The organism is Enterobacter sp. ECC-219 (genome assembly GCF_043966805.1).
Taxonomy (GTDB): Bacteria; Pseudomonadota; Gammaproteobacteria; order Enterobacterales; family Enterobacteriaceae; genus Enterobacter; species Enterobacter cloacae_N.
Genome location: NZ_CP143680.1, coordinates 1596169 through 1619229 on the forward strand (window position 1 = coordinate 1596169; position 23061 = coordinate 1619229).

Consider the following 23061-nt stretch of genomic DNA (forward strand, 5'->3'; position numbering starts at 1 on the left):
GAAATTTTGAAAAGGCAACCCGCATTTATCTGAAGTTATCTTTCTTTGACCTTAACCATGCAAATCGTTGTTCTGGTTGTTGCAAATTTGTTTCTTGGTTAATTTTATTAATTAAATCAATATCATCTGTTCGTAAAAATAAATTAATCTGGCGCTCATTTTTCAGAATTACGGGCAGTGTATTTTGGTTTTTTGCACGTAACTCCTTCACTTTGTGATAATAATCCTGAATCGCTCGATCCTCGGGTAAGAGGCTCACAGCAAACTTCATATTCCCTAATGTATACTCATGGGCGCAACAAATAAGAGTATCGTCGGGTAATGCGCTAATTTTTTGTAAAGACTGGTACATTTGTTCTGGCGTGCCTTCAAACAGTCTTCCGCAGCCGCCAGAGAACAAGGTGTCGCCACAAAAAAGATAAGGTTTGCTGTAGAAACACAGATGTCCCAAAGTGTGACCCGGTGTAGCAAATACGGAAAACTCCCACTCGCGGATGAGGATATTTTCGCCCTCTTCGACTACTTGCGTCGTTCCTTTATTTTGTGTCTCAGCCGGTCCGTAAACCACAAGATGCGGGAAATGGGCGCAGAGTTCCTGCACGCCGCCGGTATGATCGTTATGGTGATGCGTCAACAGAATGGCTTCTGGCAGCCAGTCGTTCTCATTTATAGCGCGCAGTACAGGGGCGGATTCGCCGGGATCGACAATGACGCATCGGCGAGCGTCGTCGACTAAAACCCAGATGTAATTGTCCTCAAAAGCGGGAATACTGATAAGATTCATACATTACCTCTTATAGCGTGGCGGGTGTTTTGATGAAACCGGCAAGGATACCTCAGACTGTCGCAGCACCGGAACGTTGGGCCGAATTGCCCTGGGGTGAATACTATCGCGAGGCACTGGAGCAACAGCTGAAGCCCTGGCTCGCGAAAATGTATGGCTTTCACCTGCTTAAGATTGGCAATCTCAGCGCGGAAATCAATACCGAAAGCTGCGCTATCTCACATCAGGTTAATGTCTCGCTCGGCGGATCGCCGGTTCAGGTGAAGGCAGACCCGTTGCATCTGCCGTTTGCTGAGAAATCCGTGGATGCGTGCCTTCTTGCACACGCGTTGCCCTGGTGCAGCGATCCTCACCGTATGCTGCGTGAAGCCGATCGCGTGCTGATTGACGACGGCTGGCTGATCCTCAGCGGATTCAATCCGCTGAGCCTGATGGGGCTGCGCAAGCTGGTGCCGGTGCTGCGCCGAACGCCACCCTATAACAGCCGGATGTTCACCATGATGCGCCAGCTCGACTGGCTTTCGCTGCTGAACTTTGAAGTGCTCTGCTACGGCGGTTTTCAGGTACTGCCGTGGGCGCGGCAGGGGGGAGTCTTGTTGAGCACGCATTTGCCCGCCTTAGGCTGCATGCAGTTTATCGTCGCGCGTAAGCGAACCATCCCCCTTACGCTTAACCCAATGAAGCAGAGCAAGTCGAAAACGCCTATCCGGCAGACCGTTGGCGCAACGCGACAGTACAGAAAACCCTGATCAGGATTCAGGCTGGTAGCCTGCATCCTCATGGGCCGGGTTCAAAGCCGCCGCGCGCGCCAGTTCGTCGCAGCGTTCGTTTTCCGGGTGGCCTGCATGTCCTTTTACCCATTCCCATTTGATTTGGTGCTGACCTAATGCCGCATCCAGACGCTTCCAGAGGTCGACATTTTTAACCGGTTTTTTATCTGCTGTTTTCCAGCCGCGTTTTTTCCAGTTATGGATCCACTGGGTAATGCCCTGGCGAACGTACTGGCTGTCGGTACTGAGCACCACGTCGCAGTGTTCTTTCAGGGCTTCCAGCGCCACAATGGCCGCCATCAACTCCATACGGTTGTTGGTGGTCAGGAAATAGCCTTCGCTAAAAGTTTTTTCATGCTGGCGATAGCGCATAATCGCGCCGTAGCCGCCGGGCCCTGGGTTGCCGAGACAAGATCCATCGGTGAAAATTTCTACCTGTTTACGCATCTCTGGTAGACTTCCTGTATTTGAAACGTTCAGTTAAACGATAAGTCTGACATAAATGACCGCTATGAGCACTGCAATTACTCGCCAGATTGTCCTCGATACCGAAACCACCGGTATGAACCAGATCGGCGCGCACTACGAAGGGCACAAGATCATTGAGATCGGCGCCGTTGAAGTGGTGAACCGTCGTCTCACGGGGAACAACTTCCACGTGTACCTCAAACCCGATCGGCTGGTGGATCCAGAAGCGTTCGGCGTTCACGGTATTGCCGATGAGTTCTTGCTGGATAAACCGACCTTTGGTGAGGTGGCAGACGAGTTTCTGGAATACATCAGAGGCGCCGAGCTCATCATCCATAACGCCTCGTTCGATATCGGCTTTATGGACTATGAGTTTAGTAAGCTCCATCGCGATATTCCGAAAACAAACACCTTTTGCAAAGTAACCGATAGCCTGGCGCTGGCGAGGAAGATGTTTCCCGGCAAGCGTAACAGTCTCGATGCACTCTGTTCACGTTACGAAATAGATAACACCAAGCGAACGCTGCACGGGGCATTGCTCGATGCCCAGATCCTGGCCGATGTCTATCTGGCGATGACCGGCGGTCAAACGTCGATGAAGTTCAGCATGGAAAATGAGTCACAGCAGACGCAGGGTGAAGCGGGCATTCAGCGCGTTGTGCGCCAGGCAAGCCGCTTGCGGGTGGTTTTAGCCAGTGATGAAGAACTGCTTAATCATGAATCCCGTCTCGACCTGGTGCAAAAGAAGGGCGGAAGCTGCATGTGGCGCGCCTGAAAAAACGCCACAATGCCTGTAAAATCATCGGTTGGGTGAATTTTGCAGCAAACGATTCAAAACGTGAGAAAAAGCGTTGACGAGATCGGAGGCACACCGTAATATGCGCCTCGTTCCCCAAGCGGGAACAGTGGAGCGGTAGTTCAGTCGGTTAGAATACCTGCCTGTCACGCAGGGGGTCGCGGGTTCGAGTCCCGTCCGTTCCGCCACTATTCAGGCCCACGTTATTTATAACGTGGGCCTTTTTCATATCTGTACGTTTTCGTCTGCGCGTTCAATCTTCACGACTTTCCTTTGCGAGGCGCGAGAGCAGAGTGCTATACCACACAGAATCAGTACCGTGCTGACCAGATGATACGAATGCAACGTAACGTGCAGGAACATCACGCTGAACAGACCGCCGCTCAGTGGAATGAGGTGTGAATAAATTTCCCCGCGGGTTGCACCGATAGCCGCAATGCCTTTATTCCACAGCAGGTAAGAGAGCCAGGAAGGAAAGACCACCAGGTACAGCAGTCCGCTTAAAAAGCCCGGCGCGGTATAGGCCGTCCAGTCTGGTAAGCCTGTCTTTATCAACGATATCGCCAGTACCGGTAACAACACTAGTGCACCGAAGATTGCGCTCACGGCCACAAAGGCATTCCCACCGACGTTATGCGGCTTCATCCGCAAGAAGGCACAATAAACGGCCCAGCTGGCGGCAGAACCCATGGTCCAGATATCGCCGCGATTAAGATTTTTAAGCGTATCCAGATGCAGCAGATCGCCCTGCATGACCAGCCAGACGACGCCCAATGAACTGAGAACAACGCCTGCAATATTCTGCACTGATATTTTCTCTTTAAATACCAGCTTATTTATCAATAAAACCAGGGCTGGCGTTGTGGATAAATAAATAGCTGCATTAAGAGATGAAGTATATTGCAGGCCGATATACAGCGTGAGTGGGAACATAACCTGTCCGCACAGCGCAAGAAATATAATCGTACCTCTCGCCTTTTTCATCATTGGCCACTGGGCGCGAATCTGTCTGATATAAAGCATAGATAAGAGAAGAGCCGTCAGTATCCAGCGTGCGGCGGATAATATAATCGGGTCTGCATGCGCCACCAGTAAATGACCGACGACATAATTCCCCCCCCAAAAACAGGCCGCGAGACTGAGTAAAAAATAGGGCATAGAGGCTCCTGAAAATAAACATTTTGTCTGCCTTAAGAGTACTGCCGGTGCAGAATTAAATGCTAATATAATATTTTCATCTTCCGGTATTGGCTGAAACTATGAAGTTTACTCTCAGGCAACTTGAGTTCTACATTGCGTTAGCGGAAACACTACAAATTTCCAAAGCGGCCAGCCGTTGTCATATATCGCAATCTTCCATGACGGTCTCAATGCGTAACCTGGAGGAGGCGGTAAATGCCCCCCTTTTTATCCGCCATGCAAAAGGGATCCAGTTGACGCCCGTGGGCGAGCGATTTCTTAACCATGCCCGCAAGATCCTCCACGATAGCCGCGCGGCGGTGGAGGATCTCCATCAGCAGCCAGAGGCGATCAACGGCGTCGTGCGCATTGGTATTGCCGAAACCCTTTCCGCTTATCTGCTGCCCAATCTCTGGGGCGATATCGCGCAGCGTTTTCCGCTGCTGGAGACGGCGTTCCATGAGGCACCCGCATCACAGCTGCTTCAGGGTTTGCGTCAGGGAGAACTCGATTTTTGTCTTTTGCTGACCTCTAATATCAGCCACGATAGTACGCTTGAGGTAGAAACGTGGATTCGTTCGCCGCGCCGTCTATGGACCGCCATCGGTCATCCTCTCCTCAGCGTGCCGGAGCTTCGGTTAAAAGAGGTGGAAAAGGTGCCATTCTTGTTGCTGGTGACGGACGACTATCCCGATGTAATATCCGACTACTGGCAAAGCCGGGGCTGCCATCCTGATATTCATTTTCGCACCAACTCCTTTGAGGCGATTCGAAGCCTGGTTGCACAGGGTAAGGGCGTTACGATTTTATCCGATCTGGTCTATCGCCCGTGGGCGCTCAGCGGCCAGCGCGTGATCCGGCGAACCATTGATGACTGTATTACCTATATGGATGTGGGGATCGTCAAAAACGCCGGGCAGCCGCTCTCTCCGGCCTGCTTGCGGTTGATGGATTTTTTACGACAGCAAACGGCCCGCCTGGGCGAAGAGCTCTGAACAGAGCCCCTGAGATTTCCGTTAGACGCCAGATATTTCCTGATTTCCCTGAGGGCCTTCTTGCCCACAGGTCGTGTATTCCGTTACAGGGGATGAAGACAATAAGCGCCTTGCTTATTTTCTTTACCGAAACGGAATTGTGTTATGTCTGGTATCACCGCGAGCGGTATTCGCTCCCTGATCGCCTCCCGTCCACTATTATTGGCCCTCAGCTGTGCGGCCGCTTTGCCGGCATATGCTGAAGAGTCGATGACCGTTGAGGGGCACTATCGCGATCCCGCGTCATTTATCGCTCCGGCTCATACTCCAGCACAACAATTGCCAGCCAGCGACGGTGCGGGCGCGCTAAAAAACATACCGGGTTTTTCCGTGCTGCGCAGCGGCGGCAGTAACGGCGATCCGGTGCTGCGCGGGATGTTCGGCTCCCGTCTGACGTTGCTTGCGGATGGCGTCAGCACTCAGGGGGGCTGCGGTTCGCGCATGGATACCCCAACCGCCTATATCACCCCGCAAAGCTACGACACGATAACCGTCATCAAAGGCCCCCAGAGCGTACTGTGGGGGCCAATGGGCTCCGCCGGAACGCTGCTCTTTGAACGCCAGCCGGACTATTTCAGCGCACCAGAGCTGGAAGGCAGCGCTGAGCTGCTGCAGGGCGCTAACGGACGCGCGGATCAAAACCTTAATCTTGCGTTTGGCGACCCGCGCGGCTATGTCCGCCTTGACGGTAATCATTCGGTGGCGGATGACTACCGGGATGGTCACGGCAACCGCGTGCCGGGCCTGTGGCGCAGATGGAACAGCGGCGTCACGGTAGGGCTCACGCCTGATGAGGACACGCTGGCGGAACTCAGCGTGGGGGCCAGCGACGGTAAAGCCCGCTATGCTGGTCGGATGATGGATGGTAGCCGCTTTACCCGCAAAAGTGCGGCGCTAAAACTGGAGAAGTATCACCTGAGCGAGCACGTCAGCAAACTTAGCTGGCAGCTTTATGCCAATGATACCGATCACATCATGGATAACTACAGCCTGCGTCAGCCCGTTGGACCGAAGCGTAAGTCTGAAGTGGGCGGCGTGGTAATGGGCAGTCGCCTTACCGGCGTGTGGGAAGATGAAGCCACCACGCTTACCGCTGGCGCAGACGTAATGCGCAAAAGCCACCGTAAAAAAAGCGCCGGAACGTGGCGTGACGACGCCCGTTTTACCCAGATGGGTTTGTTTAGCGAATGGCGCCAGTCCGTCACGGCGGATGATACGGTCATCGTGGGCGCGAGGCTGGACAGCCTCCGCGCGGACGATCGGCGCAGCGCGCAAAATACCTCCCGGCGCGATCTTCTGCCTGGGGTGTTCACCCGCTATGAGTATCGCGTGCCGGACGCACCCGTCATGCTTTATAGCGGTATCGGCTACACCGAACGTTTTCCTGATTACTGGGAGCTTTTTTCCGGTAAGGCCGGAGAACAAAGCTTTCGTCAGCTGAAAACAGAAAAGACCCTGCAATGGGATAGCGGCGTAAAGTTTCACGGCGACAAGGTCAGCGCCTGGGCATCGGCCTATGTCGGTCGGACTGCCGATTACATTTTGTTTGATTATAGCCGCACGCCGTCGCAGGCCAGCAATATCAATGCCGCCGTAATGGGCGCGGAGACGGGCGCAAGCTGGAGCCTGACGCCCAACTGGGCAGTGACGGGGAGCCTGAGCTACGCCTGGGGCGAGAATCGTAGCGATAAACAGCCGCTGCCGCAGATGCCCCCGCTCGAAGGACGGCTGGCGCTGGACTATACCGGGCAAAAATGGCGTACCGGATTACAGTGGCGTGTGGTGGCGCCGCAGCATCGCGTGGCGCAGAACAAAGGTAACGTCACCGGCCAGGATCTTGGCCCGAGCGCGGGGTTTGGCGTGCTTTCGTGGAGCGCGGGCTACACATTTAACGACCATTTCGAGTCCCGCGTGGGTATTGAGAATCTGTTCAATAAATACTACAGCGAGCACCTCAATCTGGCGGGGGCCAGCCAGTTTGGATACGCCTCAGATCAGCAAATCCCTGAGCCGGGGCGCGTCTGGTGGCTGGCTGCGACATACCATTTCTGACCCTGAGTGTCATTGCTGAGAGCGACCGTTGAGGCGTTTGTTTGCCTCTACCGCCTGTTTACAGGCGGTTTTTTTATTTCAGATAGCAATATCGAACATCTGCGTTTTAGCAAGCAGGCAATAGAGCTGACAGTCGCTGTTTACCCCCAGTTTTTCCATCGCGCGCAGCTTATGGGCGCTGACGGTTTTATTACTCAAATGTAGCTGTCTGGCGATCTCTGTCAGACTCATCCCTTTGCAAAGCATCCGCAACACATCAATTTCACGGGGCGAGAGCTCTTGCTCCGTTTGCGCACCGGTCTGGAAAAGGGAATGCATCAGCTCGCGCTCAATATAGACTTCTCCATTGATCACTGACGTCAGCGTTCTGCTCAGGGTTTTCTCACAGGTATCCCGGCTAATATAGGCTTTGGCGCCTGCCTCCAGCGACATGCGGATAAGCTGCGTGTTTTTGTAGGGCGAAAGCACAATGATCTTAAGTTGCGGATATTTACGGCTGAGCCATTTAATCAGTAATACGCCGTCCATTCCGTTGAGCGGGTTAACGGTTTGGCTGGTGGCCAGAGAAAAGCCAAGAAACAGAATGTCGACAGGATGTTGGGACAGCAGTGAAAGCAGTTCAGATGGCGACGCCGTATCGCCCTGAATGCAAAACTCCGGGCGGGGGGAACCGTCGCTGAAAAGAGACGGCATATTGGTGATCATGGATAAGACGCCACGACGAATAATGGTGTGCTCATCGGCAATAGCGATACGAACTTTCATGGTTTCTCCTTCGAAAATGTGGGCGACGCCAGGGATAACGCCGCCGGATGACCAGAAAGATACAGATCCTATGCAGAGCATTCTTTAGTACTTGTCAGATAATTCCTTCAGTGCGGTATCGAGTTGCTGCAGATTGGCTTCCATGCGCGCGCAGAATCGCGATGTCAGCGCAGGCAGGGCTTCAGGCTCTATCATCCCTGCCGCCAGCATCTCCGGCAACACTTCCATCGCCTGACAGGTGCGGGTAGCGTCGTGCATGGCAAAGAGGCTCCACGAGGCCTTCAGACGATGCGCGAGCTGGCTTAGCGTTTGCGGTGACGGGGTGTTTTCCTCTAAATGACGAATATCAAGAGTAATGGCATCGCGCATTTGCTGGCGCATCAGGGTCATGATCTCCGGTTGACCATTGGCCAGACGCCGGAGTTCGCTGAGGTCAGGCTCCTGATTGCGCAGGCTGTGATGCTGCGCCAGCGCCTGGTGCAGGGCGTTGAGGGAGAGCGGTTTTCGCAATAGCGCGTCCATCCCGGCATGTTTTGCCCGATCGTCCTCACTCTGCAGCGCGCTGGCGGTGTAGCCGAGGATAGCGGGCGGTGCGGTGATACTGCCGGCAATATCGCGCAAAAGTATCAACGAGGTGAGCTGATAGCCGTCCATGAGGGCCATCTGGCAGTCGGTTATCAGAATATCAACCGGCTCATTTTCAAGGCGTGTAAGCGCTTCGCTTGCGCTAGCGCAAGGAATAACCTCCTGGCCCAACTCCTGCAGCTGAAGTGCTAACACCGTCAGGTTAGCCGGAAAATCGTCAACAATCATAATGCGATGCTGTGGCAGCGGGGTAATAACGAGTGTCTCATCGACCGTTGTCGCAGCGCTGGTAGCATGAAGCGGTATGCTGACCGTCACCTGCGTACCGCTTCCCGCTTCGCTGGTTATCGTCAGCTTCCCTCCCATCAGTTCGACTAGCTGATAACAGATCGCCAGGCCGAGTCCGCTGCTTTGCGGCGTGCTGCTGTCAGTCTGAAACCATGGCTGGCCGAGGTGTGGAAGGGCATCGGCCGGGATACCAATGCCTGTGTCACGAATCAACAGCTGCAAATGTTCACCGTGGAGCCGGGCGTGGAAGTCAATTTCTCCCTGCGGCGTATATTTAATGGCGTTGCCCAACAGATTGGCGATGACCTGATTCAGCCGGGCTTTATCGAACAGGAACCAGCCGTCGCGCGGCACGTTCAACTCGCTGCGCCAGTGGAGCCCTTTAGCGTTTGCGCTGCTGGCAAAAATCTCCGCGCTGGCGTTGAGCGTCTGCCACAGGGGCCAGGCCTGCGGCTCCAGCCTTAACTCGCCTGCTTCAATGCGCGACAAATCCAGTACGCCGCCAATCACGTCGCGCAATGACTCTGCTGCCTGCCAGGCGATGTTGAGAGATTCGCTTTTGTCGCGCTCCATCTCCAGCAGGCCCAGCATGGCGTTCAGCGGGGTACGAATGTCATGGCTCATGCGGGCGAGGAAGTTCGATTTTTCAGTGCTGGCCTGCTCCGCCTGTGCCAGTGCCCGATTGAGCGCAGCGGTCAGCGCGGCTTTTTCAGTGATGTCGATCCAGCCCCCGACCACGCCCTGAGGCCGCCCCCGCGTATCGGTATAGCGGCAAAGCCACCAGTAGAGGGTGGTGTTGTTCTGGGTGGTTTCACCCGTTAACGGTGTCGCGGCATGGAGCAGCGAGAGGCGATGCGGCAACGTAAACTGTTGGGCAAGCTCGCCCAGAGGCAGGCTGGAAAAGGGAGAGCCCTCTTCGGGCAATGCCGTGAGTAACGGTGAGTGAATAAAGGAGTCGTTATAGCGCGTCAGCCGCCCGGCCGGATCGCAGACGAACAGCGGCACCGGGACGTTGTTCATCAGGGTTTGCCAGAGGGAGAGCGCGTTGTGCAATTCAGCCGTGTCCCGCTCGCGCTGGCGCCGCTGGCTCTGCGCGGCGCTAAAGGTCAGCAGGGCGACTAATGCCGCACAAATCGCCACTACGGCGAGCATGACCAGCCATAGCGATTGCGCCGGGGCAGCGGCTGTCGTCTGTGCGGGCTGCGACAGGTTAAGGCTCGCGTAGATATCAGCCTGCGTGACGGACGCCATGACCGCATTCACCCTTTTGGCATCCGCCGGGTCAGACATATTCGGTACAAACCATAGCGGTACTTCCGGCAGCGCCAGCGGCGTCAGCGACAGGTTACTGGCGTTATGCTGGCGCAGCAGGTGATGGAGTATAAACGCGTCGCCCGCAAGCCCGTCCGCGCCTCCGGCTTTGAGCAACTCAAACCCCTGATTGAGTGAGTTAACCAGCACCAGGTTATCTGCCGGTAACACCTGACGCAGTAACGTGACGAGAGGTGAGATGCGCATGACGGCAATCCGCTTATGCCGTAATGCGGACAAGGCGCCGGAAAGCGGGTTGCTGTCCTCACTGAGCAGGGCCCAGCTCAGTGAGTCAAACGTGATGGCACTCTTTGACGGTGGCGTCGCGCTGGCGACAATGCGCAACGTGTTCTCCGCATACTGAAGCGGAGGCGCATCAAGGTTGAAGGTCAGGCTATACAGGTTGGACGGAAACAGGTTGAGCAGCAGATCGCGCCATACGCCCTGGATATGCCCGTCAGACGTGATCGTGACCATTGGCGGTGAAATGGCGGGAAGCAACACGTGTAGCGTGATTTTGGGCGCATTTTCCTTCACGGGGGAATGGCGAGCGTCAAAGACGCTACCGTCCGGCAGAAGCCACTTTTGTTCCAGCCATTCAGCGTCTTCCGGGTTAACAGTGTGAATACGCTCGTTGAATATTTCCAGCGTGTTTGCCTGCTCAGGCAAAGCCCATGCGCGAAAATGCAGCGGCGGAGCGTCGCCCAGCGGCGTCAGGGTCAGCGTGGTGGCGGGAGAGTGGGTCAGCCAGTTACGCAAAACAAATTCCGGGGCAATGAATTCCCGCGCTTTTCCTGCTGCCAGCTGCCTGACGCTTTCACCCGATGAAGCTGAACCTGTCGCAGAGCAGCGGGTCGCAACCTCTGGCGGTAATTCTGGAAAGCACAGCGTTCCGCCTCGACCCTCTTTTATGCTCAGAGAGGCCAGCGGGAAAGCGAGCATTGGCTCGCTGGCGACCAGATCGGCAGCAGGACGTTGGGCGGCAATTAATACATCGATGCGCTTTCGCTTCAACGCATCCAGCGCCGATGCCGGGTCGCTAAAGCGCTGAACGTCCGGCAGCGGCGTATTGCTAAACAATATGCTGAGCTCATCATCCAGAATCCCCGGCGGCCGGTCGATGACGAGAAAAGGCGGCGCGGCGCTCAGCAGGCCTACACGCAGCACGCTACCCGCCGCGTGCCCGCTTATCAGCAAGAGGATAAATAATGTTGCCAGCCAGCCTCTGCGCATGCTCAGCTAACCAGCCCCAGACTTTGCGCGCACTGGAGCAGCTCGAAATCATTTCTTGCGTTGAGTTTGCTCATGGCACTCTTTTTTTGCGTACTAATGGTCTGCTTTGTCCGGTTAAGCTGGGCACTGATCTCGTTCACGGTGAAACCACGGACCAGCAGGCGCAGCACTTCAGTTTCCCGTTCGGTCAATTGTGCATGGGGTTTCACCGGTTCAACATGCCCCTGTAGAGTGCTGCGCAGTGTCTGTAGCAGATTGTTGGACAAGCTGGCTTTGTTGAGAACGGCATGTACCCCGCTGCGACGCAGCGAGTCCAGAAGCTCAGGATTGGTGATCATGGTGACCACCACAATCATGCTCTGAGGATAATGGCGAATCAGCGAGCGGATCATGATGAGCCCGTCCGGGCTTCGCGTGCCGGGCATACTCAGGTCGGTGATGATGATATCGACAGGCTCGCGCGCCAGTTTACTCATAAGTTCATCAGCACTGAGCGCTTCATGAACGACCCGATAAAGGTCCGGGCGCGTCTGCAGCAATGTGCGCAAGCCTAATAAATAGACAGGGTGGTCGTCGGCAATCAGAACGGTTTTTTGCATGACATCCGATCCGGTTAGGAAAAGACAGGTGTTCACCGCACATCTTAGCGAATGGCGCTTTAGCATCACTCTTACAGTGTAGAGCAGAGTAAGGTGAAAAAGAGTAGCTAAAAAGTGGGGGGCTGTATAGCTGCAGGTGGGCATCAGCCGATCCTGATGGAAAACCGAAAGGTAAAGTAACGAAGCTTTCACATTCTACGAAATAGATTTTTTTCTGAGCAGCTGAATGGTTTGTTATTTATCACGAAATAGCGGCATGGAGGGCGATATTTCTCAGGTACGGAAAGGAATTCCTTATTGTTCAGGCTGAATATCAGGTATTGCTCAGGCGTTACTCAGAATAAACTTTCTGAAATCATGAATGGGCCGCGAAAAAATCAGGACGGGAAATAGCGCAAATGGCGAAGGTACTATCATTTATAGGGATATGTTGTTAATTTGTGCCTGAATTAGATAACAGACATGTAACTGTTAATACCTGCGCTTTTTCGTCATAACAATGTAAACGCTGTAATTTTATTATCCAGGACCTACCCGTGAATAACGAAGAAATATCTCTTTCAGCGTCAGTAACGTTCGTACCGGAAAAATCATCTCTGGCAACCGTGGAGCATGGTGATATACACCTGACGCCCAACGAGCGTCGTTTGCTGGAGTTGATCCTCAGCGGCAAATGCAAAAAAGAGACCATATTTGAAGAGATCTGGCTCAACCAGGGCATGATTGTTAGCGAATCCAGTTATCACCAGCTTATAAAAATGCTGCGCCGCAAGCTGCAAAATGCCGGCTTGCCGGGCTCGATCATTAAAACCATTCCCCGTTATGGTGTGGTACTGGCACCCTGCGAAACGCAGGGCAGTGAGGCAGCTTGCCCGCCAGAAGTGCCTGATAACGCGCCTTCTCCCACTCCCGTTGATTGCCCGTCGCTGCCTGCTATCACGGCGGAGCCAATGAAAACGCCGTCACGTCAATACGGGGCTTTGCTGACGGTGTTGTGCAGCTTGTTGATTATCCTTCCCACGCTGGTGGTGGTCTGCACGGCGGACACGCCGCAGGCCTTTCAGGAAAATATCTACGTGGATGGCGTCATGTTTCATCTCTCTTCGCTGCGCAGTGTCGATCGCCAGGCGCTGGCGCGAAAGCGGCATGACCTGCCGGCGGGTATCAATAATGTTTACATCGCGTCGAACGGCCCGAAAGTGTTTGTTGCGCAATGTGAAGGCGAACTATCTAAGGAGGGAAAATGCGGTTACGAATACTATTCGTCATATTGAGCGTTTGCATCAGCGTTTCGCTGGGTGGCGTGCTGGCTTACCTGACCAGCGGCTACCTGGAGAGCAGAATGGTGCCTGTCGAGCCCTGCAGCAGCGTCATTCGTAACGGCAAGTTTATCGATGAAAGCCTGGAACATTACCAGTTTAATGGTGTTATCACCTGGTGGCCTAAACTGCACAGGCTAACGTTATTTGGTGTAAAAACCGATGAGGCCGGAAATCGGGTATTCAACCGAACCCTGCAGTTAAAATCGGTGACACAGAAAGGAAACGTCATCAATGGTCGGGTGGCAGAATTAAAAATTGCCGTTGGCGATCAACTTCCGCAGAAGACTTTTCTGATAAGTGAAGATGATCAGTATATTAATCTGTTATTCAAGCCGATTAATAAAAATAGCTGGCTAATGAAAATTAACGATAACTGGGTAGCAATGTGTGAGTATAAGTAATCTCACGATAATTTTATTATAAGACATATCCAGGCTGGCGAGTTTTAAATCTGCTGCTGCGGTTAGCTGTTCTCCTGTTTTCAGGGAGATGAATATCCTATCTTGCGGGACAGGATTTCATTATTAAACCTGGAGCAGGATATCTCCCATGTTAAAGAAAAATAAAATATCTCTGAGCGCTATTGCCGCAGGCCTGGCGTTAAGCGGAATGCTGGTCAGCACGTTTAGCCATGCGGCCGCAACCGACGCCGCCTCACAGATGCCGGATATCAGTCAGAAAAAAATTCTCGTCGGTTATTGGCACAACTGGGGAATTAACCCGGAAGAGATAGACAAAGCGCGCGGCTATCAGGGAGGCTTACCTTCTGATATGTCGCTGCGTGAAGTGCCGAGAGGCTACAACGTCGTCAACGTCTCCTTCATGAAAGTCATGGATGGGCAGAGCGGGAATATCCCCACCTTCAAACCCTACAACGCGAGCGATGAGGAGTTCCGCGCTCAGGTTGCAGAGCTGAACGAGCAGGGGCGCGCGGTGTTGATTTCACTGGGCGGCGCTGACGCGCACATTGCACTGAACAAAGACCAGACTGAAGCGCTTGCAGCGGAGATTATTCGCCTGACCGATCGCTATGGTTTTGATGGTCTTGATATCGACCTGGAGCAGACGGCCATTACCGCGGCTGACAACAGTACGGTGATCCCGGCGGCGCTGAAAATGGTGCGCGACCATTATCAGCAGCAGGGCAAACACTTCATCATCAGCATGGCGCCAGAGTTCCCTTATCTTCAGTCCGATCGCGGGGTGAACTACAAAGCCTACCTGCAAAATCTTGAGGGCGTGTATGACTTTATCGCTCCACAGTATTACAACCAGGCGGGCGACGGCGTGAATATGATGACGCAGGAGGAGAAGGACGAAGTCGGTGAATGGTGGCTGCCGCAGGAATGGGGGAAGGGCTATAGCGACCGTCAAAAAGAGCTTTTCCTTTACTATCTCACCGACAGCCTGGCAAACGGGACGCGCGGGTATGTGAAGATCCCGGCGAACAAGCTGGTGATTGGTCTTCCGGCCAACCCGGATGCGGCAGGAACCGGCTATGTGCGAGACGCGCAGAGTGTCTTTAACGCACTTTCGCGACTGGAAGCGAAAAATGAAGCGGTAAAAGGGCTCATGACCTGGTCAGTGAACTGGGACAATGGCAACACTAAAAATGGTCAACATTACGGCTATGAATTCCTGAACCGCTACCAGAGCATCCTTGACGGCAGTCTGCCGGATGGGGGCGACGAAACAGATACTCAGGCGCCAACACAGGTGCAGGGCGTGCAGGCCACGCTGAAGGGGCAGGATGTTTCGCTCAGCTGGCTGCCGGCTAAGGATAATACTGGCGTGGCGGGGTATGCCATCTGGCGCGGTCTGGAAAAGATCGGTGATACCCGTGAACTCAACTTTACCGACAGCCAAACCACGCCGGGTGTGACCTACCGCTACACGGTTATCGCCTATGACGCCGCCGATAACTACGCCGCCCCGAGCCAGGCGGTGACCGTTACCGTGCCTGAAGGTGACGAAGGCACTGGCGAAGAGGGCGGTCAGGGTGGCAACGCCACAGCGTTCACACCGGGAACCGTCTATGCGGTGGGGGATAAAGTGCTCTATGAGGGAAAGGTTTACCGCTGTCAGATTGGCCATACAGGTGCCAGCCATTGGTCGCCGGATCGGGCCCGCAACTTGTGGGTAGCTGAATAACCTCTTTTATAAACAGCATGGCTTCTCAGGGAGCCGTGCTGTTATGTTTTACAGGACAACGACTATGCAAACTTCTCTGGTTATTGCCAAACGTTACGATCGGTTTTCTCGCCTTCTGCACTGGGTGGTCGCAGCCGTCATTATCTACGCGATGTGCATGGGCTATATTCTGCACGCGCTGGAAGGAACCCGCTGGTTTACCTTCTTTTCTGTGCTGAATATGTCGCTTGGTACCATCGCCACGCCCATCATGATGGTGCGTTTCGTCTGGCGCTTCTTCCGCCCTTCGGTGCCCTATCCGGCCACGGTGGCCGGACGTAAAAAACAGCTGGTCGTCTTTATTCATGAGCTGTTTTATCTGACCATAATGGTGGTGCTGGTTAGCGGTTTTCTGATGCTGCAAAAAGATTACAACCTGTTTGGTCTGGTGCCGGTTTCCCGCCCGATTGCCATCGCCGAAGTGAATGCGTTTTTCTTCCAGGTGCATCGCTATAGCTGCATTCTGCTGGGCTTAATTCTGCTTGGGCATGTCGCGGCGGTGTTGAAATACACCTTTAGCGGGCAGCGGGAGATCCTGCAGCGGATGCTGTGAGAAAGAGGCTCACTCCCCCCATCAGATGCGCGGTGTTATCGATCCTTTGAAACATCACCATCCCGCGCATCTGCCTTCCCTGCAGCGTTTGCAGAAAAACTTCCCGGGCAAAGCTGTTTTCACCCTGTCGTGAGTACCAGGCGCGAAAATAGGGCAGGAACGACGTATCGCAGTGTGCGTCCAGAAGCGTCAGGGTGCTTAGCGTCTTTTCCTCATCCGGGAAGAGCGCTTCCGTGCTGCCTTGCCAGTGGATCTCCTCCTCCGGCATCGAAAGGCGAAACACGACGCATGAACCCGTTTGCGACAGGCGGATCATGATGGCACTGGCGCTGGTCGCGAGCGCCTGCTGCTGTTGGATCCAGCGGCGATACTGATATAAGCAGTTGGCAAAAATCGCCGAAAATACCAGATACCACTGCGCCTGCCAGATTGCCGGTATGAGATCGGGCGTTAGCGTGTAAAAAATCCCTTCCCGCTGCTGGGTCGCCAACACCACAATCAGGTACTGGATAAGCAGCAGAGCGCCGACACCGCGTCCGGAGAGCGCAAACACGCTCAGTAAAACCACCGTTGTTTGCACCAGCAGCAGGTTTAGCCCTTGCCAGAGCGGGGGCAGGAGAAAGTAGCCCGTAATCAGCGCAAGCGTATTCGCGGCAAGGATCAGCGCTTCCCGCCCGTTAACGTGCTGGCGCGACGGCATCTTGTTCTCCCGCAACAGCGGCAGAATGGCGAGAATGCCGGTTAACGCCGCCAGCACCCAGGAAAAAAAATGCAGTGGCGCAATCGGGTACCCTGACAGTAACAGCGCCAGATTAAGCAGCAGGCTGCCGCAAAAAATGCTGAGTATTAACTGCAGGGGATAGACCAGCTCACCAATAATCGGCCTGCGCGCAAAACGCAGCGCAGGCAGCTGCGCATTCAGACGAAAGACGGCGACGCAAAGCGGAAAAATCGCAACGTCGAAAAGGGCGAACAGGCACGCCAGTGCGAGCGGACGGCCTATCCAGACCCCAACAAACACATGCAGCAGGCCAGCGGTAGCCAGCCACAGCGGCCACTCGCGCGGGGCTGTTAGCCATAACGCGGCGAAGAGCAACGGCGCCGGGAACCAGAGCGTGGTGGAGAGGCTCCAGCTATCCCGCGTGTGAAAGCTCAGGAATGCCAGCAGGATATAGAGACCTGAAAAGGCCAGCCAGCGGATGATATTGGTAATCAGCGTTGTTCTCCCACTGAGGCGTTCAGCGTTAATCAGGTATTTATCATTTTAATCTCAATTATTTTATCGTCGCTATTGATACGCTGGGATTTTTTCAAAAGGAATTAACAATGGACTGGCAAAGCGACAAACACGATCCTGCTACCGTTTGGTTTTCACTTTCTTCCCGTGCGGCAGAGCATGAGCAGGGAAAGCAGTGGCATATCGCGGCATTATTGTGGAAAGAGGCGGCGCAATATGCAAAAGTGCATCTGAATATCGAGTGGGCAAACCTGCGCGGTGAATTTTGTGCTTTACGTGCAAACAGGATGCCTAAATATAACGAGTAGGCTCTGCTATTATCGGATATTGCATGTTCCTCAGAGTGTTGAACCATGGTAGAGAGTGTAATACTCGTTTTTAGTGTTTTACTGGGTGCCGTTATCGGCAGCTTTTGCAACGTCATTATTTATCGGCTCCCCTTGATTCTCCACGGTGAAGCACTTTCTTTATCGTGGCCTGCTTCCCATTGCCCCCGCTGTAAAAACCCCATTAAATTTCGTCACAATGTACCCCTGATTGGCTGGCTACTGTTGCGTGGACGCTGCGCCAGCTGTGGTCAGGCAATATCGTGGCGCTATCCGCTGGTAGAAGGACTTATGGCGCTGCTGTACGGGGTGATTATCTGGCAGCAGGGCGTCACGCCGCAAAGCCTGTTCGACGTGCTGGCGGTGACGTTTTTGCTGCCGCTGCTGTTTATCGACCTGCGCACCATGCTCCTGCCCGATCGTCTGACGCTCCCGCTGCTGGCGTTGTCGTTGGCGTTTGCCGCCAGCGGCTATAGCCATGTCGAGCCAATGCAGGCATTAATCGCCGCTCTGCTGGGCTTTGGTGTGCCCTGGACGCTCTCTTTACTGTTCCGTTTGTTGCGCGGTCATGAAGGTATGGGGATGGGGGATATGAAACTGCTGGCGGCGCTCGGGGCGTGGCTTGGCCCGCTGGCGCTGCTGGATGTTTTTGTTGCCTCTACGCTGCTGGCGCTGGTCACGGCGCTGATTCTGTTGCGGATCAAGCCCGGTCAACCGTTTCCCTTCGGCCCGTATCCGATTATCGCCGCGATAGGGTGGGTGGTGTTATACCGATAAAAAAGCGCCGGAAGGAAGGGGCGATTTCCGGCGCAAAATGATAACGAAAGTGTAGGCAGGGAATGATAATGTGAGGCACGGGTCAGTGAAGACCCGGCCAGAGTTAACTTACAGTATTATTTGCACTCTTTAGGCATGTTGGCAGCACCTTCTTTCTTCCAGACGCCCCATTCGCCATCGGAGCCAGGCTTAACGCCTCGGGTTTCCCAGCTGTTCAGCCAGATGTTGCCTTCATAGCTCACTTTTTCACAAGGTGTCTTGTAAGTCTTGCTGTGGTCCCAGGCTTTTACATCGGTTTGTGCCGGGCGCAGTTTAATCACCTTCGTTGCCGTGGAGACTTTACCGGTATCAGGCGCCGTCACTTTCACCTGCAGCGTCACGTCCACATTGTCGGTATACGGATGTTTACCCATGAGGTTGGTGCTGAAGTTATTCGGTGACGAGATCTGAATCTTATCGGCGTGATTCAGTGCGGACCATTCAATTTTTGCCCCCTTTAACGAGTCATTATTTTTGGACACGACGGCGGCAGCAATAACGTCACTGCCAACGATGGTGTCCTGGTTGTTGCCCGTATTGATCTGCACATCAGAAGCCTGCTGCGCTTCCTTCACGGTCACCGTGATATCGTCGGAGTGGGCTTTGCCATTTTTGGCCGTAACCGTCAGGCGATAGGTCACTTTACCGATTTTGCCGGGCTTAATCAGCGCACGGGCTTTTGCCGCGTGGACGGTTGAAACCCATTCGCCACCGTTAGCGACCTGCAACGCACCAATGTCCTGACCAGAGACGATAGTCCATTGATATTTTTCAGCATTGACGCTTGCGGAACCGTTGAGGTCATAACCACGAGAATCACTGTTGCTGGTCACGGTGAAGTCACTGCCTGCCTTCGCCTCCGGTGCCGTGTTACCCGCGTCTGCTTTGGCATTCAGGGTCACGGTTTTTGAATCACTCTCGTTTTTGGCGTTGGTGACGGTCAGCTTAACGTTGACGCTAAAATCGTTCTCAGGTTTAGCCTTCAGGCGAATGCTTGCCTTAGCACTGGTGCTGTTCTCCAGAATGACCTTGTCGGCATTGCTGGTGACGGCCCAGCTGTACTTCAGCTCTTTCCCCGTAGAGGCGCTACCGTCCAGCGACAGCGCGCTGGTTGACAGGTTATGGCTGGATGGCGTGACGTTGGCCACTGGTTTGCTAATGACTTCACCGCCGAAATCGACGTCGATCATCTGATAAAATGCGTTATCGGTATCACGCACGCGCCAGACGGCATAAATTTTCTGTTTACCTTCACGCTCCGGTACATCGCAGGTGTGGGTTTCGAAGCCTGTCGGGATCGAAATATCGGCAGAAGGGTTGCCTGGTGCGTAGGTATAAACCTTGTGGCAGAAAGGTTTATCTTCAAACATCGCTCTGGTCAGGCGCGAATCCGCTCCCGGCATAGAGTGCCAGTCTGGCTTCGTAATGTAATAGGTAAAATAGGTGGTACGGTGCTTAGCCGGTAAATGCCATTTAAACTGGTGCGGGCCCGCAGACATCGGGTTGTTATAGGTATTCTGCTTTTCGTCATCCAGCTTGCTGAAGGCAGGAGTAGCCGTTGAGCCACCGCTTGCCAGCTTGCCGTCCGGCGGGAACTGGAACAGCTGTTCGTTAGCGATCGGGGTTGGGCTCATATCGTTGCCAGCCGGGAGCTTCGGCGCTTCCACGGCGTCAGCAGGCCAGACTTGCTGATGATCTTTATTCGGATCCGCACTTATCACCGGCGGGAAATGAATCACCGAGCGGGATTTTGGTTCAAAAACATAGCCATGCGCCAGCGCGCTCGTGGAATACATGCCAATCAATGCCACGGCTAACGCCGACGTAATATTATTCATCTTGAGTAGTTTCAAAATAATCTTCCCTGAATTAATTGAAGGACACTTCTACGTGACTGAGGGGGTTGTTCTCTTTGGCATACACCTTATTCGGCTGAGACTCATCGGGCGTAATCTCGCCGTTGCTGTGCTGGAAACCGGCACGCAGATCGGGATGCTGCTGGTTGATGGCCTGGGCAAGAGCGTAGGACCAGTGGGCCTCTTCGCCAGCAAGAATGGTGACGCGGGTCTCCAGGTCAGGCAGTTCGGTTCCGTCGTTAAAGAAGCGCGCACGAATCGTTTGCCCTTCAACGACCTTCACTTTCGCACCGTTGACGGCGCGTTCCAGTGAACCAAGTTCTTTCATGCAGTTCTGGTGACCCTGTTCGCAGTTTGCCGCTGGCGAGGTCGTGGCGGCGTTGGCTGAAACGCTGACGCCCGCCCCTGCCAGTAATGAGGCAAGGACAAAAGCAGATCCTGTTAATTTCATAAGTTCCCTTATTAATGACTGAACAATAACGAAAGGTAAATCTCACCTGCAGAGCAGGTAAAAAATGGCGTTATTACCGTGTGATAACAGGGACAAATAGTACCGGGAGGAGACAACTGGCTTGAATAAGAGACTTCTCTGGGCCATTAAGAGTCGGGGAGTTTCGGCAGAGAAGAGCGGCCGGTCATGCTGTTAAGAGGCTTGAGAGCGATATGGGGGGAAATGGCCAATATCAATCCTTTACTCTTTATATTCAAATATGAGCGTATATCGTTTTTTTAAATGTCTTTTTTACGAATTTCCTGCGTGTTGAGTTAATAAAATAAAGCCTGGCTTACATCCAGGCTTTACAATTATGTTAACCAAACAGGTATTTAAGGGCAGCTATTATTGGCTGCATCCGACGCTCGCCATGCCCCCCACTCACCGCCGCGTCCCGGCTCCTCTTGTCCGGCATTGACATACCACTGATTCAGCCAGATTTTGCCGTTATGCGATACGCGGGTACATTTCACCGGGTAGGCTATGCGTGGGTTATACGCTTCTGCGTTGTCGTCAGGAATATCAGGTAATTGCGATTTTTTCACCGTTACGGTGATCTTCTCTGCGCTCACGCTTCCGTCTTTGCCCGTGACGGTTAACCAGTAGGTTGCTTCTCCGTCAGTATTAGCGGGAATGAGTGCCCGGACGGCAGGGCCTGAAAATTCACGTACCCAGCCTCCGGCCTGTTTCTCCTGTAGCCAGAATTTGCCTGTACTGTTTTTGTCGATGGTCCATTTCCAGGAGACGGCATTCTTGCTGGCGCTCCCGTCTAACTGATACGCCCGTGAGGAATCGGTCGTGCCGGTAACGGTAAAGCTTTCTCCCGGCACCGCCTTTACCTCATCCCGATCTTCCTCTTTAAGTTCCAGAATCCTCGCCACCGCTTTCGCCATGTTTGGGTGAGTACCCACTTTCGCTGAATCGCCTGCCGCTAAAGATGTACCGGTTTCCTGCAGGATGGTACGCATCTGTTGAGGCGTGACGGTGATATTGTGAGCTTTTGCAATAGCCGACAGGCTGGCGACCACGCCTGCGATAATCGGGTTCGCGGAGGAGGTGCCGGAGAAACTTGAGGTGTATTCCGCGTTTTTTATGCTATGCAAACCGCCATAACCCGTAGTAACCACATCCCAGCATCCCCAGCTGGCGCTGGTCACGCGTGAACCATAGGTACTGAAAGAGGCTTTTTTGCCATTGTCAGCGCAGAATGCACCCGCGATGATCGCACCGGAATCCCGTTTTTTAACGTCAAATTTTCCGTTAAATCCAGCATGATCGAGGTTGATATTGCCATTGCCTGCCGCCTCGATAACGTGCACGCCTTTGTCCGTCAGCGCTTTAATCACGTCATAATAGGCAGGGGCGTTTTCCTGGGGGACGTAGCAAGAGGAGGTACAGCCTGTCACATCCCCTCCGCCGGTCTGCATGCCAATTTGCACCACATCTCCTGCCTGGAGTCTGGGGATCATGTTGTAGAGGTGATTGGCCTGCCATTTGACGTATCCCATACGAGCGTTCCACGTCAGGCCTTTGATGCCCGCATTGATATCTTTCGCCGCCATTATCCCGACGGAGCTGGTGTCGTGATCTTCGCCCGGCGTATAGCGCGTATCACCTTCATGGAAATCGATCGGCGGCAAATTCACATGGCTGGTATTCCACGCATTGTTTTCCATTGAGACCAGCGAAATGCCGCTTCCATCGTGTCCTGAATACTGGCTCACGCTGTCGCGATTTACGCCACCCATGTAATAGCCGGGCCGTTTTTCATCTGGTGATTTGGTGTAATCCTGCAGTCCACGAAAATCCGGGACGGTGGTCCGGTTGGGACTATTCAGGGCATAGCTTAGTCCGGAATAGGGCGGCACGTCAGGAATGTTGGCACCCTTCTCCAGCGACACCGGCATGGATTCCGGGTAAGCCAGCTCAATATCTTGTCGCGTCGCCAGTTCATTAATTACGTTATTGATATATGCCGTGTCATGTTGCTTATTGGCTGGCAGCGCTATACGTAAGTAACGATTAAAGCCATAGCGTTCATTAAGCGCATCCATCTCGCTTAATTCACTGCTGCGCAAATTATTTGCCGTAAATAACGGACTCACAGACAGGGTGCTGTCGCGTAATGAAAAGGGCGATGACTTATTGAGCGTCGTCCCGGGTTTTAATTTCACGATAACGGAGAGATACGAAGTGCCTTCCCAGGCTTGCTCGTGCGTGACGGAGTTCTGCGCAAAAGAGGGGGCACTCAGTAGTGCACAAATTAGCAGGGCCAGTCCAGTTTTATTCATGTCAACGATCGTCCTTATAAAATGCCATCCAGAGTATTGCGGGAACCATCCTGCCATGCGGGGAAATTCCCCTTAAGAAGAAGGTCAGCGATGAAATTGCGAGATGTCTGGCC

The 23061-nt window shown here is 53.8% G+C and carries 20 protein-coding genes and 1 tRNA gene; 11 read left to right on the forward strand and 10 right to left on the reverse strand.

The features are described from left to right. Positions 1–25: 25 nt before the first annotated feature. On the reverse strand, positions 26–784 hold the full coding sequence (gloB, locus tag V1603_RS07455) for a hydroxyacylglutathione hydrolase (RefSeq protein WP_166710175.1): 759 nt from the start codon (positions 782–784) through the stop codon (positions 26–28). Between the two features lie 32 nt (positions 785–816). Between gloB and V1603_RS07460 the strand changes: the two genes are divergently transcribed. Next, positions 817–1533, forward strand: a complete 717-nt coding sequence (locus tag V1603_RS07460) for a class I SAM-dependent methyltransferase (RefSeq protein ID WP_050863228.1) — start codon at positions 817–819, stop codon at positions 1531–1533. Here the strand turns inward: V1603_RS07460 and rnhA are convergent, their stop codons facing one another. After that, positions 1534–2001: a ribonuclease HI gene (rnhA, locus tag V1603_RS07465; protein WP_028015610.1), complete on the reverse strand. Its 468-nt coding sequence runs from the start codon at positions 1999–2001 to the stop codon at positions 1534–1536. A gap of 64 nt (positions 2002–2065) precedes the next feature. Between rnhA and dnaQ the strand changes: the two genes are divergently transcribed. Both dnaQ and V1603_RS07475 read left to right on the forward strand, forming a co-directional pair. Continuing rightward, entirely contained in the window at positions 2066–2797 is a 732-nt protein-coding gene (dnaQ, locus tag V1603_RS07470) for a DNA polymerase III subunit epsilon (RefSeq protein ID WP_204320751.1), read from the forward strand. Positions 2798–2929: 132 nt separating this feature from the next. Continuing rightward, a tRNA-Asp gene (locus V1603_RS07475) sits at positions 2930–3006 on the forward strand. A 37-nt stretch (positions 3007–3043) separates the two neighbouring features. On the opposite strand, the gene V1603_RS07480 is transcribed toward V1603_RS07475, so the two are convergent. After that, positions 3044–3976 carry a DMT family transporter gene (locus V1603_RS07480; RefSeq protein ID WP_233003091.1) on the reverse strand — a complete coding sequence of 311 codons (933 nt, stop codon included), beginning with the start codon at positions 3974–3976 and terminating at the stop codon, positions 3044–3046. A gap of 101 nt (positions 3977–4077) precedes the next feature. On the opposite strand from V1603_RS07480, the gene V1603_RS07485 reads away from it, so the two are divergent. After that, the gene (locus V1603_RS07485) at positions 4078–4992 is read left to right on the forward strand and encodes a LysR family transcriptional regulator (protein ID WP_116344035.1); all 915 of its coding nucleotides are present in this window, start codon (positions 4078–4080) and stop codon (positions 4990–4992) included. Between the two features lie 144 nt (positions 4993–5136). Further along, positions 5137–7083 (forward strand): TonB-dependent copper receptor, encoded by a 1947-nt coding sequence (locus tag V1603_RS07490; RefSeq protein ID WP_302221091.1) that lies wholly within the window; start codon positions 5137–5139, stop codon positions 7081–7083. A gap of 78 nt (positions 7084–7161) precedes the next feature. On the opposite strand, the gene V1603_RS07495 is transcribed toward V1603_RS07490, so the two are convergent. The 3 genes from V1603_RS07495 to V1603_RS07505 form a co-directional block, all read right to left on the reverse strand. After that, the gene (locus tag V1603_RS07495) at positions 7162–7848 is read right to left on the reverse strand and encodes a response regulator transcription factor (RefSeq protein WP_163331089.1); all 687 of its coding nucleotides are present in this window, start codon (positions 7846–7848) and stop codon (positions 7162–7164) included. Positions 7849–7932: 84 nt separating this feature from the next. After that, entirely contained in the window at positions 7933–11265 is a 3333-nt protein-coding gene (locus V1603_RS07500; RefSeq protein ID WP_395313701.1) for an ATP-binding protein, read from the reverse strand. Positions 11266–11267: 2 nt separating this feature from the next. Next, positions 11268–11864 carry a response regulator transcription factor gene (locus tag V1603_RS07505; RefSeq protein ID WP_116344039.1) on the reverse strand — a complete coding sequence of 199 codons (597 nt, stop codon included), beginning with the start codon at positions 11862–11864 and terminating at the stop codon, positions 11268–11270. 536 nt (positions 11865–12400) lie between these two features. On the opposite strand from V1603_RS07505, the gene V1603_RS07510 reads away from it, so the two are divergent. The 4 genes from V1603_RS07510 to V1603_RS07525 all read left to right on the forward strand — a co-directional run bounded on the left by V1603_RS07510 (position 12401) and on the right by V1603_RS07525 (position 15929). After that, positions 12401–13138: a helix-turn-helix domain-containing protein gene (locus V1603_RS07510; protein WP_162875008.1), complete on the forward strand. Its 738-nt coding sequence runs from the start codon at positions 12401–12403 to the stop codon at positions 13136–13138. Beyond that, positions 13108–13587 (forward strand): hypothetical protein, encoded by a 480-nt coding sequence (locus tag V1603_RS07515; RefSeq protein WP_166710189.1) that lies wholly within the window; start codon positions 13108–13110, stop codon positions 13585–13587. The genes V1603_RS07510 and V1603_RS07515 overlap by 31 nt, the downstream gene beginning before the upstream one ends. Positions 13588–13735: 148 nt before the next feature. Next, positions 13736–15337: a glycosyl hydrolase family 18 protein gene (locus V1603_RS07520; RefSeq protein WP_269837462.1), complete on the forward strand. Its 1602-nt coding sequence runs from the start codon at positions 13736–13738 to the stop codon at positions 15335–15337. A gap of 64 nt (positions 15338–15401) precedes the next feature. After that, a complete protein-coding gene (locus V1603_RS07525; RefSeq protein ID WP_163331086.1) occupies positions 15402–15929 on the forward strand; it encodes a cytochrome b in 528 nt (175 codons plus the stop codon). Here the strand turns inward: V1603_RS07525 and V1603_RS07530 are convergent. Continuing rightward, the gene (locus tag V1603_RS07530) at positions 15892–17025 is read right to left on the reverse strand and encodes a hypothetical protein (RefSeq protein ID WP_395313702.1); all 1134 of its coding nucleotides are present in this window, start codon (positions 17023–17025) and stop codon (positions 15892–15894) included. The genes V1603_RS07525 and V1603_RS07530 overlap by 38 nt on opposite strands. A gap of 230 nt (positions 17026–17255) precedes the next feature. Between V1603_RS07530 and V1603_RS07535 the strand changes: the two genes are divergently transcribed. Then, a complete protein-coding gene (locus V1603_RS07535; protein WP_116344043.1) occupies positions 17256–17474 on the forward strand; it encodes an ANR family transcriptional regulator in 219 nt (72 codons plus the stop codon). A gap of 45 nt (positions 17475–17519) precedes the next feature. Beyond that, positions 17520–18269 (forward strand): prepilin peptidase, encoded by a 750-nt coding sequence (locus tag V1603_RS07540; RefSeq protein ID WP_395313703.1) that lies wholly within the window; start codon positions 17520–17522, stop codon positions 18267–18269. Positions 18270–18385: 116 nt separating this feature from the next. On the opposite strand, the gene V1603_RS07545 is transcribed toward V1603_RS07540, so the two are convergent. From V1603_RS07545 to V1603_RS07555, 3 genes are all read right to left on the reverse strand, one after another. Next, complete coding sequence (locus tag V1603_RS07545; protein WP_395313704.1) at positions 18386–20161, reverse strand: lytic polysaccharide monooxygenase; 1776 nt, start codon at positions 20159–20161, stop codon at positions 18386–18388. A 16-nt stretch (positions 20162–20177) separates the two neighbouring features. Continuing rightward, positions 20178–20615, reverse strand: a complete 438-nt coding sequence (locus V1603_RS07550) for a hypothetical protein (protein ID WP_395313705.1) — start codon at positions 20613–20615, stop codon at positions 20178–20180. A 374-nt stretch (positions 20616–20989) separates the two neighbouring features. Beyond that, a complete protein-coding gene (locus tag V1603_RS07555; protein WP_395313706.1) occupies positions 20990–22948 on the reverse strand; it encodes a S8 family serine peptidase in 1959 nt (652 codons plus the stop codon). Positions 22949–23061 lie beyond the last annotated feature (113 nt).